Origin of the sequence: Pseudoalteromonas sp. Of7M-16 (assembly GCF_022347805.1) — a bacterium.
GTDB lineage: Bacteria > Pseudomonadota > Gammaproteobacteria > Enterobacterales > Alteromonadaceae > Pseudoalteromonas > Pseudoalteromonas luteoviolacea_F.
On sequence record NZ_JAKRFY010000003.1, the window covers coordinates 25,840 to 38,736 of the forward strand.

Genomic DNA, 12,897 nt, shown 5'->3' on the forward strand with positions numbered 1-12,897 from the left:
TGAATTAGGCTGGATTGTCAAAAAAGCGGGCGACACTAAAAGGGGTCAAATCGATGGAAGTCGGTTGCTCAGTGACTAACTCTGTGATCAATTTACCAGTAATCGCAGAAGTTAAAATACCGGTTCTGAAGTGACCACAAGCGTTGAGATACCCCTCTACTCCCGGCACCTTACCTAAGATTGGCAACTCATCCGGCGTACCCGGTCTAAGGCCAGCCCAACAACGTTTGATATTTGACTCGTTTAAAATGGGTAAGCACTTCATCGCCCCTCTCGACAACTCCTGTATTTTGTCCAAGCTATTAGTGGTATCAAAGCCCTTTTCCTCAGTCGAGGAGCCTATGAGTATCTCTCCATTATCTTTTTGCGCAATATAGCAGTCACTGGTACTAATACAGCCATTCATGATTTTAGGCATGCGTTCAGATAATACGATTTGCCCTTTGACGGGATAAACTGGCATATCACGCCCTGTCGCTTGTTTAAATAGCGAATTTGCCCAAGCACCTGTTGCATTTACCAAGGTGTCGCAATGCAGTTCACCTGAAGCAGTCTGAATACCGACTACACGCTTGCCTTCTCTGAGCACCTGTTGAATTTCCGTATTTAAAAAAAGCTCTACACCATTTTGTCTGGCGGCTTCAGTATACGACTCAACTAAACGATAAGGATTTACTTGGTGATCGCAAACGAAGTCAATTGCACCAATAGCGTCGGGAGTCACAAAAGGCTCTTCTTCTTTAAGTTGCTTCGCATCAAGCCAACGGATCTGATCTCGCAAGTGAGGAATACCACTGACGATTTGATCGGCGTACAGCTCATCTTCACGGTTATACATAATAAATTTAAGGCCTGTACGCTCAAACTTAAAATCAACATTGTGTTTATTGCGTAACTCTTCGTATAGATCTGGGTACATGGCGTTGGATTTGAGAGCAAATTCAAAAAAGCAGTCCGGTAATTGGTGTGGGCGCATAGTTGGGATCTCCTCTCCCTGCGCTTCACTGTGTAATTTAGATAACGTCTTAAAAAATATAACACCGCACCCTAATCCAACTGACTCACCAATAGCCCACAAACCACCGGCCGAAGCGCGCGACGCATTACCTGCTTTTTTTATATCAACTAAGGCTATTTTTAAATTCGTATCACGACTCAAAAAATAAGCACATGCAGCCCCAACAGCTCCACCACCTGCAATAATGACATCATACTTGTTCATTTAATGATTCTTCCATAAAAGTAAAAGGGATAGGGTCGAGCGGAAAGCGTGGCTTTATCACGCCGGTATCTTTGTCATGACCCGCTTGGTGTAGTAAATCAAGGGCAAAGCTGCTACATGTTTTGCCTTGGCAATCACCCATGCCTATTCGAGTGCGCATTTTCAGCGTTGTCAGATCTTTTACGCCCTCTGAAATCGCTTGCTTAAGTTGCCTCTTTGTCGCTTGCTCGCAGCGGCAGACCACAGTGTCATCTTGCGCTAACTCAAGCAAACCAGATTGACGCTCACTAAAACGATCAAAGCCAAATCTAAAACGCTTTATCCGGGCATGTTTACGCGCGATTTTTTGTTGTTCATTTTTCGCCTCAGTAGCACTTAATACGCCCCGCTGCTTTACGATGTTCAATGCCGCAATTTGGCCTTCACAAATTGCTGCATCAGCGCCCAGCAACCCCGTACTATCTCCTACAACATACGTCTTTTTTTGGTTGCTTTCGAACTCACTGCTAAGCGTAGGAATGTAGCCGCTTACTTTCGTATATGTATGTTCTAGTCCCAACAACATAGCAAGCTGAGTACGTGCAACAAACCCATAACCAACGCCAATAGCATCAACATCTATTGATTTTGCCTGGCTAAGGTCTGCTCGCCAATATTGATCATAAGGAGCAACTGTGACACGTTCTAAGTGCTCATCTCCCTGTGCATTGACGACGCCATAGCCATAGTGAAAAGGTATTTGATGTTTTTTTAGATAACTCATCATACTGAGGCCACTCAGCGTTAGTTTTGGCTTGTTCAACAAAGCGACGGCTTCTTTAGCCAGTTTATTAAATGCACTTGCTTCGTATACACCAATGACATTGACACCGGCTTTGTGTAATTGACAAGCAACAAGTGGCAACAGTGGTCCAGTACCTACTAACACCATTTTTGTGCCCGGTTTTACCAGCCCACTTTTAATCTGTAATTGAACACCTCCAAGTAGCATAACCCCTGGTAACTGCCAGCCAGGAAAAGGGACACTGCGCTCATGGCACCCCGTCGCTAAAATGAGTTCATCGTACTTTTGTGTTGTCAGTCCACCACTTTCATTTAACAATAATGATTGCTGTCCCTCCGGTCCTAAAACCCGAGTTTGTAATTTTAATTCGATGAATGACTTATAATTTTCGTAACGTCGACGCAGCGCACTCATCGCACGCTGCAAATTATCATCTAAGTGGGGCAAAGTGGCTGTGTTACGCAATGGCCCTCGATATATTACGCCACCAATCTTAGGCGCTTCATCAATTATGATTGATGGGATCCGATATTTTCCGAGCAGAGCTGCCGCGGCAGTACCGGATGGTCCGCCACCAACAATGACAACAGGGTTAGGCTTTTCCATGGTTTAACCCCTTATCTTTAAAGCGATTGCTCAATGTCTCGACTTGCATATTTGGTTCGACAAGTGTTTGACAAGCTCTCTGTTTGTAGCGCTTGTTAACCTTAATATGGCAGCAGTGGCACACTCCCATAGCACAATATGCTCCTGATACCACTTTGCGATCATTCTCACAAATACGCTTCATATCCGCGGCTTGTAACACCGATAAGACAGTTTCACCTTCACACGCAGTTATTGGCTGCTCATCTATGAAAACTTTAAATGTAATTGAGTCTAAGGGCGTAATATCCTTTGTACGCGTCGCTGATGTCATCTTTTTTACCTTGCATTGCCAAATGTCAATTCAGCCTAGGGTAAAAAACTGCCAATAAAAACCTATTTTTTACAACAGTTAAATATTTGTTGATCTAAATTAAGAAAGCGATAAATAGGGCCTATTTGTAATGTCATGTAATATATTTTTCCAAAAAAACGTGATCCTAAAGATTTAAAATAGTTAGTATTTTTTCATTATATTAGTAACTTAAAGCAAGTATAAAAAAATAAATCAGCCTTCTATCACTAAATTTTTTAGAACCCAACTTCAGAGCGCCCCCTAGCTAAACCAAGCCGATTTAAAAGATTAGAATTAACCTTTTGGTAATATTGTGACGCCACTATCTTCCTTAACGTGTTCTATCACCATATAAGTGTGATTTGTACCAACACCTGGAATTTCCACAATTTGTCCAAGCACTTCTCGATACTGTCGCATATCCGACACTCGGATTTTCAATAAATAATCAAACCCACCAGCCACCATATCGCATGCCACAACATGAGGTATTTCTACAACATGCTGCTTGAATGTTTCAAATACTGACTCGGTCGAGCTTTTCAATGTAATTTCGACATGTGCAACGAGCTGTTGTCCAAGCTTTTGTGCATTTAGTCTCGCAGTATATCCCTCAATATACCCTTCAGATTCCAATTTTTTTACGCGATCAAGGCAAGGACTGGGGCTTAAATTAACCGCTTTTGCTAGGTTAACATTTGAAATTCGGCCATTTTTTTGCAATTCATCCAAAATGGCTTGGTCGATACGATCTAAAACGCGGGTTTTTATTGAAGTCGTCATACAGTATAAAATGCTGAGATAAGGTCTAATAAAACACGAATTTACCGTAATTCATAAAAATAAGACAGCACATTCTGCTGCACTTTCTATACAATGCTCGGAAATTATTATGGATGTCCCTTTTTACATGAAGTTTGTTTCTGCTAGCAAAGGGGCTAAAATTTAACCACCACAAAATTACGCAGCGCTCATTCTATATAATGAGGCAAGAAAGCAATCGCAGCCCTTGGCTCTGCTTTCTGTAGTATTTAGGTTTTCAATAGAGGGTTTAACCTATGCTATTTCAAGGCGACTTAACAACCCAGTGTCCGATCCGTCAAAAGATCCGTGACTTCTACCGCATTGATGAAGAAACTGTTATCGATCACATTTTACCATTGGCAGAGGTCGGTGTTTCTGCCCGTACTCGCGCATGGGAACGTGCTCGTCAGATGGTATTAAATATCCGTAAAGACCAGCACGGTCAAGGCGGTGTAGACGCACTACTAGAAGAGTACTCTCTATCTTCTGAAGAAGGTGTTGTACTGATGTGTTTAGCAGAAGCACTTTTACGTGTGCCTGATGCACAAACACAAGATATGTTAATTCGCGATAAGTTGAGCAAAGGGGACTGGAGCGCACACTTAGGCAATAGCGATTCACTATTTGTAAATGCATCAAGTTGGGGCCTATTGTTAACTGGTAAAATGGTTAACTACGCGGACAAAAATAAAGAAGAACAATTTGGTTTACTAAAGCGCACCATGGGTCGTATTGGTGAACCAGCCATTCGTAAATCAGTGCAGTATGCAATGAAGATCATGGGCCAACAGTTTGTTATGGGCACCACGATTGAAGCCGCACTTGAACGCGCAAAAGAAAAAGAAGCCACAGGCTACGCATACTCATACGATATGCTAGGTGAAGGCGCACGTACTATGGCTGATGCAGAGCGTTACTTCAACAGCTATATGACTGCTATTCATGTCATTGGTAAAGCGGCAAACGGTCGTGGTCCAATTAAGAGCCCAGGTATCTCTGTAAAACTATCAGCTATCCACCCACGTTATGAATTTACGCACCGTGATCGTGTTATTGAAGAGCTTGTGCCTAAACTTAAAGAATTAGCACTTGCAGCAAAACAGTATGACATCAACTTCACTGTGGATGCCGAAGAAGCAGATCGTTTGGATATCTCTTTAGATATCATCGAAGCGGTGTTCTCAGATGACGCACTGGGTAATTGGAACGGCTTTGGCCTTGCAGTGCAAGCATACCAAAAACGCGCTATTTGGGTTATCGATTGGCTAGAGACTTTATGTCGTCGAGTTGGTCGCAAGATGATGGTTCGTCTTGTAAAAGGTGCTTACTGGGATACTGAAGTTAAACTGACGCAAACTGATGGTCTTGAAGACTTCCCTGTATTTACACGTAAAGCAACGACTGACGTCTCTTATAAAGCATGTGCTATCAAATTGATGAACGCACGTGATGTGATCTTCCCTCAGTTTGCAACGCACAACGCCTATTCTGCAGCGACTATACTAGAACTTGCCAATGGCGAATTCAATAACTTCGAGTTCCAGTGCCTACACGGCATGGGTGACTCACTGTACAACCAAGTAGTAACAGAAGACAAAGTACAGTGTCGTGTTTACGCACCTGTTGGTCAGCACGAAGACCTACTTGCTTACCTTGTTCGTCGTCTCCTTGAAAACGGCGCAAACTCGTCATTCGTAAACGCGATTGTTGATGAGTCTATGCCTGTTGAGTCGCTACTTGAAGATCCGGTTGAAAAGATCCAACGTGTTAAGCACAAGCGCAACATGCAGATCACTTTGCCTATCGACCTATACGGCGCAGAGCGTAATAACTCTAAAGGGTTAGATTTAACCAACATCAATCACATCACGCCAATGCGTGACAACTTACAAAAGTGGGTTGATGATAACCTGATCACTGCAGCGGATGTGCCTGAAGGTCACGAAGCAGTATTGAACCCAGCAAACCACAGCGAAGTTGTTGGCTCTATCCGCCACCAAGATGCACAAGAAATGCAACAGCTTGTTGCTAGCGCAGAAGCCGCTTTTGCAACTTGGTCACAGACGCCAGTAAGCGAACGTGCAGAAATTCTGCGACGCACAGGTGATGCACTTGAGCGTCATCGTGATGAACTTATCGCGATGTGTATCAAAGAAGCGGGTAAAATCACCCAAGATGGCATCGATGAAGTACGCGAAGCCGTTGATTTTTGCCGCTACTACGCAGCAAAAGCAGAAGAACTTGCACTGGATGAGCGCTTTAGCCCACGCGGTGTGATCTTATGTATCAGCCCTTGGAACTTCCCACTGGCAATCTTCCTTGGACAGGTTGCTGCAGCTATCGTTACTGGTAATACAGTTATCGCAAAACCTGCAGAGCAAACATCACTAGTTGCGCTTCGTACCATTGAGCTAATGGAAGAAGTCGGTTTACCAAAAGGTATCGTACAGCCTGTTATCGCTCGCGGTAGTGAAGTTGGTAAGCACATCGTGCCTGATACACGTGTCCAAACGGTGATGTTCACTGGCTCTACTGAAACGGGCACACGTATTTCACAAACATTGGCTGAGCGCGGTGGCGATCAAGTGCCGCTGATCGCAGAGACAGGTGGTCAAAACTGTATGATCGTTGACTCAACGGCACTGCCTGAGCAGGTTGTTGATGACGTTATCTCTTCAGGTTTCCAAAGCGCTGGCCAGCGCTGTTCTGCACTTCGTGTACTCTTTGTACAAGAAGAGATCGCAGACAAAGTGATCAACATGATCAAAGGCGCAATGCAAGAATTGCACATTGGCGATCCTGCACATCTGTCTACTGATGTGGGTCCAGTGATTGACCAGAAGGCCTTGAATGCACTAAATGAACACGTTGAATACCTAAAAGGTAATGCAACACTACATTATGAGTGTTCACTACCTGATATGGGTGATAACGGTCACTTCTTCTTTGCACCACGCTTATATGAGATCAGTGACCTTTCAGTGCTGAAAAAAGAAGTATTCGGTCCATGTGTTCACGTGATCCGCTTTAAGGGCAGTGATATCGATAATGTGATCGATCAAGTAAACAGCACAGGCTTTGGTCTTACAATGGGTATCCATACACGTATCGAAGAGCGTGCACAATACCTCGCTAAGCTATCTCGTGCGGGTAACATCTACGTAAACCGCAATATGATTGGTGCTGTAGTTGGAGTACAACCATTTGGTGGTCGTGGCCTTTCTGGTACTGGTCCAAAAGCAGGTGGTCCAAACTACATTGCCCGTTTGGTAAAAGAAAACCAAGCAGAGCAAAACATTCAGGCGACTAACCTTAAAATAGATAACGAAGAGATCACGGCTTACCAAGGTGCGCAAGAGCAAGTATCACGCATGATGTCGCTATCAAAACGTGACGAGAAGGCTTGGCGTGCAATGCCACTGAACAACCGTGTATCAGCGGTGCGTCAGCTACTGGCTAAACTTGCTAACGTTGAGATCTTAGATAACCTTGCCGATGATTTGAATAAGACACTGGCTGATGCGCGTGAGCAGCTTATCCGTGTTGAAAAGCGTCTAGATACCGTAATTGAATTACCAGGCCCAACAGGTGAATCAAATACATTACGCTACGAATCGCGCGGCTGTGTGGTTTGTTATGCAGATAAAGACACCTCTTTCAACTTCTGGGTGCTTTCTGTGATCACTGCATTAGCAGCAGGTAACACTGTTATCACTGTCGTTTCTGACTTATTCCATGAAGAAGCGATCGCGTTTAGAGACAAGCTACTAAGCAGTGGCATTGCTGAGGGCGTACTTCAGGTTGCTAAGCTAAACCAGCTACCAGCAATCCTGGCCCATGAGCACCTAGCTGGCGCAGTCGTTGGCAATGGTTGTGAGCGCAAAGGCTATGTCAGCACCCAACTTGCAGCCCGCAGTGGTGCCATCTTGCCTGTGATCAGTGCAGAGTACTACGACACGCTACTAGGACGTCTCGTTACTGAAAAAACCATCAGTATCGACACTACCGCATCAGGTGGTAACACATCACTGATGACATTGGTTGAAGATGATGCCTAACTTTGGCATTCAGTAACCTCTTTAAAAAGCCAGCACAAGCTGGCTTTTTTGTTTCTGGATAAAATTCAGCCTGCCAGCTCATTATTTACCATACATAAAATCAACAAGTTAACATCACTGATGTAAAGTGAGTTAACTTTTGTAAAACACAAATTACAAACTTTCATTTTGATTTGCAGCAAAACTATTTCAATTTTTCCCAGTCCAGTATATTGTGCCTGTTTCTCTCACAAATATAGGGGCAATTTGTGCTTAATAATAAAACGCTAGGTAGTATGCTCATTGTCGCAGGTACGACAATTGGCGCAGGCATGCTGGCGCTGCCAATTGCATCAGCAGGACTTGGGTTTTCAACCTCGCTAATATTGATCATTGCAACTTGGTTGTTAATGACCTACACCGCCCTGCTCATGCTAGAAGTGCATCAATTTGCAAATAAAGAAGCCACACTGAATACCTTAGCAAAGCAAATTCTCGGTAAAAAAGGCCAATACATTGCAAACTTCTCTATGGTATTCCTGTTTTACGCTTTATGCGCAGCCTATATCGCAGGTGGCGGCTCTCAACTACAAGAAAAGCTCAGTAGCTTTACAGGGATGGATATTGCGCCGCAAGTTGGTTCTATTGTTTTAGCATTACTGGTTGCCACAATCGTCGCACTAGGTACCAGCACCGTTGATAAGTTGAACAGAATACTATTCACAATAAAAATAATTGTCTTGGCAAGCTTATTCTTTGTTCTTACGCCTTATGTCCATGGCCAACACCTACTCAACATGCCTATGGAACAAGGCCTTATCCTATCTGCTATCCCTGTTATTTTTACTTCATTTGGCTTTCATGGTTCTATTCCATCGATTGTTAAATACGTTGGTTTAGACATAAAAACTTTACGTCGAGTTATGATTGCGGGTGCTGCTCTGCCATTGACTATTTACGTTTTTTGGCAGTTGTTAAGTCAAGGTGTCATGGCACAAGAGGCACTGCTACAAAGCGCTGGTTTACCCGGTTTTGTCGCCGCGATTTCGAATATTGCACACAATAGCCAAGTACATACTTTTGTGACCATCTTTGCTGATCTGGCACTCGCCACATCATTTTTAGGTGTAAGCCTTGGACTCTTTGACTTTTTTGCCGACGCATTCAAGCAACAAAATTCAGGGTTAGATAGAGTAAAAACCGCACTGATCACCTTCACTCCACCGCTGGGGTTTGCATTATTCTACCCTCAAGGTTTTATCATGGCCTTAGGCTACGCTGCGATAGCCTTAGTTGTTTTAGCCGTTTTTCTACCTGTCGCCATGGTGTGGCAACAACGAAAAGTACAAAATTCAGGTTATCAAGTACAAGGTGGCAATCTCGGATTAATATGTGCCGGTTTATGTGGTGTATTAATTATTTCAGCACAAGGTCTGCAAATGTTTGGCGTGATCCCAGCTCTGGGGTAAATGCAAAAATGGATTAGGCACTCAGCCTAATCCATCTCAAAATGTAAGAACGCGTTACTACTTTTTACAATTCAAGTGTCGCTTTAACTACCCTGATATGAATATAATTGACTCACTTACCAAGGAGTTAATTATGATTAGGGTTACAATGGCTACCGTGCCATTATTGCTACTGAGCGCATGTGGTGGTGAAAGCGACACACCGCTGCAAAAAGATAACACTGCACAGCCAAATACACCGACAACACAACAGCCTAGTAATGACTGTGGCGCCAACTTCACAGCCGAACGCTCGCTCAATCAATTTGAGTTTTCCAGTGTATTTTGGCATGCAGATAGCGAAGTGTTACAACCTAAACCAGAATTTAGACTCTATGCCGATAAACACTCTTTAGGGGCAACTCACACACTTTCATCAGACGAGACCCTGTGTATGTTGAGCGCAGCAGTATTTGGCTCGACCAGTGCTGAAACTTGGCAAGGCGCCAGCAACAGCAGTTTCAAGCAAGGAGAGCTATTTTACTATGCGCCCGAGCTAATTTTTAACACCCCTCTACCTGACTTTACGTCTTTAGCAGATTGGCGCAATAAAGGTCAACCGAGTACTGTCAGTCAACCGATTGAAGCGGTTAAACTAACAATTCACTACAGAGACAGAGATAATAATCTCATCACTTTTGGTGACCAAAACACCACAGCAGCTAAATTGGTATGCAATAACTCCACACTGGACCTAACTCTCCAAGTTCAGCCAGTCATCGCGACTGCAGTAAGTAAAATGGACCCAGCCTATTGTGAAGAAAAGCAAGTTGGGTTAGAGAGTGAAACACATTGCTTAGCAGTCGCTATTGTTCAAGAAACGGGGTTAGAAAACTGTCAGCTTGACTCAACAAGCGCGATAATACCGGATCAAACTGGGAATAAATCGACAGTGAAAATTGCGGGCTCTTTAATATTTAACTCTGGCACAGACGCAGCTCTGAAAGTAAACAACATCAAAATATAAGCCTTAATAAGGCAAACTAGCTCTTTGGTTTAATTATTTAAAGAGCCATTTTTCCATTTGATTTTCTGGCTAAAATGCCAAATTAATGGAGCAAAACAAAGAATAATTGTCACTGTATTTACAATGGGTAATACTGACTTATATAGATACGTTGAGTAACTTAAATCCATTAGATGTCTATCGACAAGGCGGAAAAGCTGTAACACCGGTGCAGGTAAAACGACTAATTGCACCATGATACTTTGCCACATATACATCTTGTCTTTTAAAGCCCAATAAGCAACGATGGCGATAAATACAATGTCGTTCAACGCCCAAAAAATATACCGATAAACAATGCCGCTATCAAACGACAATATGGGGCCGTATGTAAAGTTTCCAGCGACATAAAAAACAAGACAGAGAAAAGAATAGCGGAATGCCGCTTTATCCTTGATAACAATAAAGATACAGCATGCAACAAAGGCAAGCAGTGTTAGAGAGTCATCAAGAACAGTGATAAATGTATTGTGAAACTCATCACTGTTCAAATAAGAAACTAGATCGCTTTTGAACACGTTAGCTCACTTAATCAGGCGAAAAAGTTATTTTTCTTCACCGTTACCACCATCGCTACCAGTTCCATTACCACCAGGCATATCGGCAAATTTATATAATTTAGACATAAAAACTCCCTTAAACATTTTTAAAAAAAAGCTATAGTACGGTAGCCCAAATTGCGCTTAGACGCAATCTTTTCTAGTTACTTTCCCTTCTAACCTCAATAGGATCAGACTCTTTCGCTTTACCTTGTAAAATTGATATCTCTACCCGGCGATTGCGCTTTCTGTCCACATCGTTGGCATTTGGTACTAAAGGACGAGTATCCGCATGGCCAACCACAACCATTCTATTTTTGTCAAAACCACTGACTGTTTGCATTTCACTCGCCACGGCGACCGCTCGGGTTGCTGATAGGTCCCAATTATTGAAATATAACTCATTGGAAACTTGGAAGTCGTCGGTGTGTCCAGATACGGTTATCTCCCCCGGTACATCTTTGAGCAACTCTGCAATATCATGTATTACCGGTTTAAATTTAGGTTGTAAAAAAGCACTGCCCGACGGGAATGAACCGTTTTCTTGGATCCTAATGATAATTTGTTGGCCTAGTGACTCTAATTCTATCGCCCCATCCATAATTTGCTTTTCTAACTGCTGGGAGATTTTTTTGACTAGCTCGTTAACCTGTTCCTGATCCGCAGCAGCAACGGCTTGCGTCATCGATTGTTCTTGTGCCGTACTGGCTGATTCACCGCCTCGCTTATTACCCCGCTGCTCTTGGCGTCCACCAGCCGAGCTCTCTTCACCTGCTTGGAACTCGAGCATTTGCTGGGTCATTTCTACCGTTTGTTGCTGAATGGTTTCAATGGGAGTCGGCTCAGGTTTACCCGGTGTAAACTCCATTGCGATGACACTTGTACCTTTGGGAATATCTTTAACCTCAATTTTGTTCTGAACACCAAAAGCAAACTTCATTGAACCTGCAATCTGCTTAAATTTCAGAACGTCCATCTCAGAAAACGCCAGTAGCAGAACGAAGAAACACATTAGCAGAGACATAAGATCTGCGAACGTCCCCATCCATGCAGGCAACCCTGGGGGCGGGCATTTACATTCGTTCTCGTCTGACATTATTTACTCCTCACCACCATCACCACGTTTAGACTCTGGCAGGTAGTTTTTCAAAATGCCTTCAATTACTTTTGGATTTTGACCATCTTGGATCCCCAAGATTGCATCCAAGATCAGCCGCTGATTTCGCTCTTCTTCGTCTTTTCTGAGTTCTAGCTTAACTTGAATTGGAATAGCTACAACGTTGGCTAAAAATGCACCGTAGAGTGTCGTTAATAGTGCAACAGCCATCGCAGGTCCAATTGCTTTGGGGTCATCCATATTAGACAGCATTGCCACTAAGCCAATCAGCGTACCGATCATTCCCATGGCGGGTGCGATATCTGCAAGTGATTTAAATAGCCCTGCACCTAGTTCATGTCGATTTGCGGTCAGTGCGATGTCTTTTTGCAAAGTTGCTCGAACCACATCGGCATCGTGTCCATCGACTAGCATATCGACGCCCTTTCTCATAAATGGGTTGGGAATTTCAGCTTCTTCTAGTGCGAGAAATCCGCCCTTGCGTGCAGAGTCTGCAAGCTCTACAGCTTTTTCAATTAATTCCTCTGGCGTTTCTATTTTAAACATAAACGCCTTACCAGCCACTTTACCAATGCCTAAGAACTGCGCCAATGTAAAGTTAGACAACACAATAAAGATAGAGCCACCAAATACAATAACGACTGACGGGGTATTGTAAAACATGGCAAGTTGCCCATCACTACTGAGTACCATAGACATGACAATAAGACCTATAGCACCTAGGATACCTATAACGGTTGCTAAATCCACACACCCTCCAAAGGCATTTATTCGTGAGATATCACGCAGTTATTCTTATACGTTGAGTTATCGGCAGGTTTTGCAATAACTTAATTCAATTATATTAAAAAGCCTTTAAATTGCGAGAATTAACCCAAACTATCAGATCAATTTCGCAATGATAGCCAATAAAAAAGTCTATCAGATACTTTGACCTCAA

The 12,897-nt window shown here is 43.2% G+C and carries 10 protein-coding genes; 3 read left to right on the top strand and 7 right to left on the bottom strand.

Going from position 1 to position 12,897, the window contains the following annotated elements:
* Positions 1 to 4: 4 nt before the first annotated feature.
* The 4 genes from MHN81_RS03845 to MHN81_RS03860 all read right to left on the bottom strand — a co-directional run bounded on the left by MHN81_RS03845 (position 5) and on the right by MHN81_RS03860 (position 3,729).
* Entirely contained in the window at positions 5 to 1,222 is a 1,218-nt protein-coding gene (locus MHN81_RS03845) for an FAD-dependent oxidoreductase (protein ID WP_239425062.1), read from the bottom strand.
* Positions 1,209 to 2,612, bottom strand: a complete 1,404-nt coding sequence (locus MHN81_RS03850; RefSeq protein ID WP_023398917.1) for an FAD/NAD(P)-binding oxidoreductase — start codon at positions 2,610 to 2,612, stop codon at positions 1,209 to 1,211. The genes MHN81_RS03845 and MHN81_RS03850 overlap by 14 nt, the downstream gene beginning before the upstream one ends.
* Positions 2,599 to 2,925, bottom strand: a complete 327-nt coding sequence (locus tag MHN81_RS03855; protein ID WP_023398916.1) for a 2Fe-2S iron-sulfur cluster-binding protein — start codon at positions 2,923 to 2,925, stop codon at positions 2,599 to 2,601. Before MHN81_RS03855 ends, MHN81_RS03850 begins: the two co-directional genes overlap by 14 nt.
* A 315-nt stretch (positions 2,926 to 3,240) precedes the next feature.
* Positions 3,241 to 3,729 (bottom strand): winged helix-turn-helix transcriptional regulator, encoded by a 489-nt coding sequence (locus MHN81_RS03860; protein WP_023398915.1) that lies wholly within the window; start codon positions 3,727 to 3,729, stop codon positions 3,241 to 3,243.
* Between the two features lie 275 nt (positions 3,730 to 4,004).
* On the opposite strand from MHN81_RS03860, the gene putA reads away from it, so the two are divergent.
* The 3 genes from putA (at position 4,005) to MHN81_RS03875 (ending at position 10,262) form a co-directional block, all read left to right on the top strand.
* Positions 4,005 to 7,808 carry a bifunctional proline dehydrogenase/L-glutamate gamma-semialdehyde dehydrogenase PutA gene (gene putA, locus MHN81_RS03865; protein ID WP_239425063.1) on the top strand — a complete coding sequence of 1,268 codons (3,804 nt, stop codon included), beginning with the start codon at positions 4,005 to 4,007 and terminating at the stop codon, positions 7,806 to 7,808.
* 248 nt (positions 7,809 to 8,056) lie between these two features.
* Entirely contained in the window at positions 8,057 to 9,256 is a 1,200-nt protein-coding gene (locus MHN81_RS03870; protein WP_023398913.1) for an aromatic amino acid transport family protein, read from the top strand.
* 133 nt (positions 9,257 to 9,389) lie between these two features.
* Positions 9,390 to 10,262: a hypothetical protein gene (locus MHN81_RS03875; protein ID WP_023398912.1), complete on the top strand. Its 873-nt coding sequence runs from the start codon at positions 9,390 to 9,392 to the stop codon at positions 10,260 to 10,262.
* A 29-nt stretch (positions 10,263 to 10,291) separates the two neighbouring features.
* Here the strand turns inward: MHN81_RS03875 and MHN81_RS03880 are convergent, their stop codons facing one another.
* The 3 genes from MHN81_RS03880 to pomA all read right to left on the bottom strand — a co-directional run bounded on the left by MHN81_RS03880 (position 10,292) and on the right by pomA (position 12,707).
* On the bottom strand, positions 10,292 to 10,819 hold the full coding sequence (locus tag MHN81_RS03880) for a hypothetical protein (RefSeq protein ID WP_239425064.1): 528 nt from the start codon (positions 10,817 to 10,819) through the stop codon (positions 10,292 to 10,294).
* A gap of 181 nt (positions 10,820 to 11,000) precedes the next feature.
* On the bottom strand, positions 11,001 to 11,936 hold the full coding sequence (locus MHN81_RS03885) for a flagellar motor protein MotB (RefSeq protein WP_023398910.1): 936 nt from the start codon (positions 11,934 to 11,936) through the stop codon (positions 11,001 to 11,003).
* Positions 11,937 to 11,939: 3 nt separating this feature from the next.
* A complete protein-coding gene (gene pomA, locus MHN81_RS03890; protein ID WP_023398909.1) occupies positions 11,940 to 12,707 on the bottom strand; it encodes a flagellar motor protein PomA in 768 nt (255 codons plus the stop codon).
* Positions 12,708 to 12,897 lie beyond the last annotated feature (190 nt).

Coding starts and splice junctions, on each gene's coding strand:
- MHN81_RS03875 (WP_023398912.1), top strand. CDS start 9,390: ATGATTAGGGTTACAATGGCTACCGTGCCATTATTGCTACTGAGCGCA.
- MHN81_RS03885 (WP_023398910.1), bottom strand. CDS start 11,936: ATGTCAGACGAGAACGAATGTAAATGCCCGCCCCCAGGGTTGCCTGCA.
- MHN81_RS03845 (WP_239425062.1), bottom strand. CDS start 1,222: ATGAACAAGTATGATGTCATTATTGCAGGTGGTGGAGCTGTTGGGGCT.
- putA (WP_239425063.1), top strand. CDS start 4,005: ATGCTATTTCAAGGCGACTTAACAACCCAGTGTCCGATCCGTCAAAAG.
- MHN81_RS03860 (WP_023398915.1), bottom strand. CDS start 3,729: ATGACGACTTCAATAAAAACCCGCGTTTTAGATCGTATCGACCAAGCC.
- MHN81_RS03855 (WP_023398916.1), bottom strand. CDS start 2,925: ATGACATCAGCGACGCGTACAAAGGATATTACGCCCTTAGACTCAATT.
- MHN81_RS03850 (WP_023398917.1), bottom strand. CDS start 2,612: ATGGAAAAGCCTAACCCTGTTGTCATTGTTGGTGGCGGACCATCCGGT.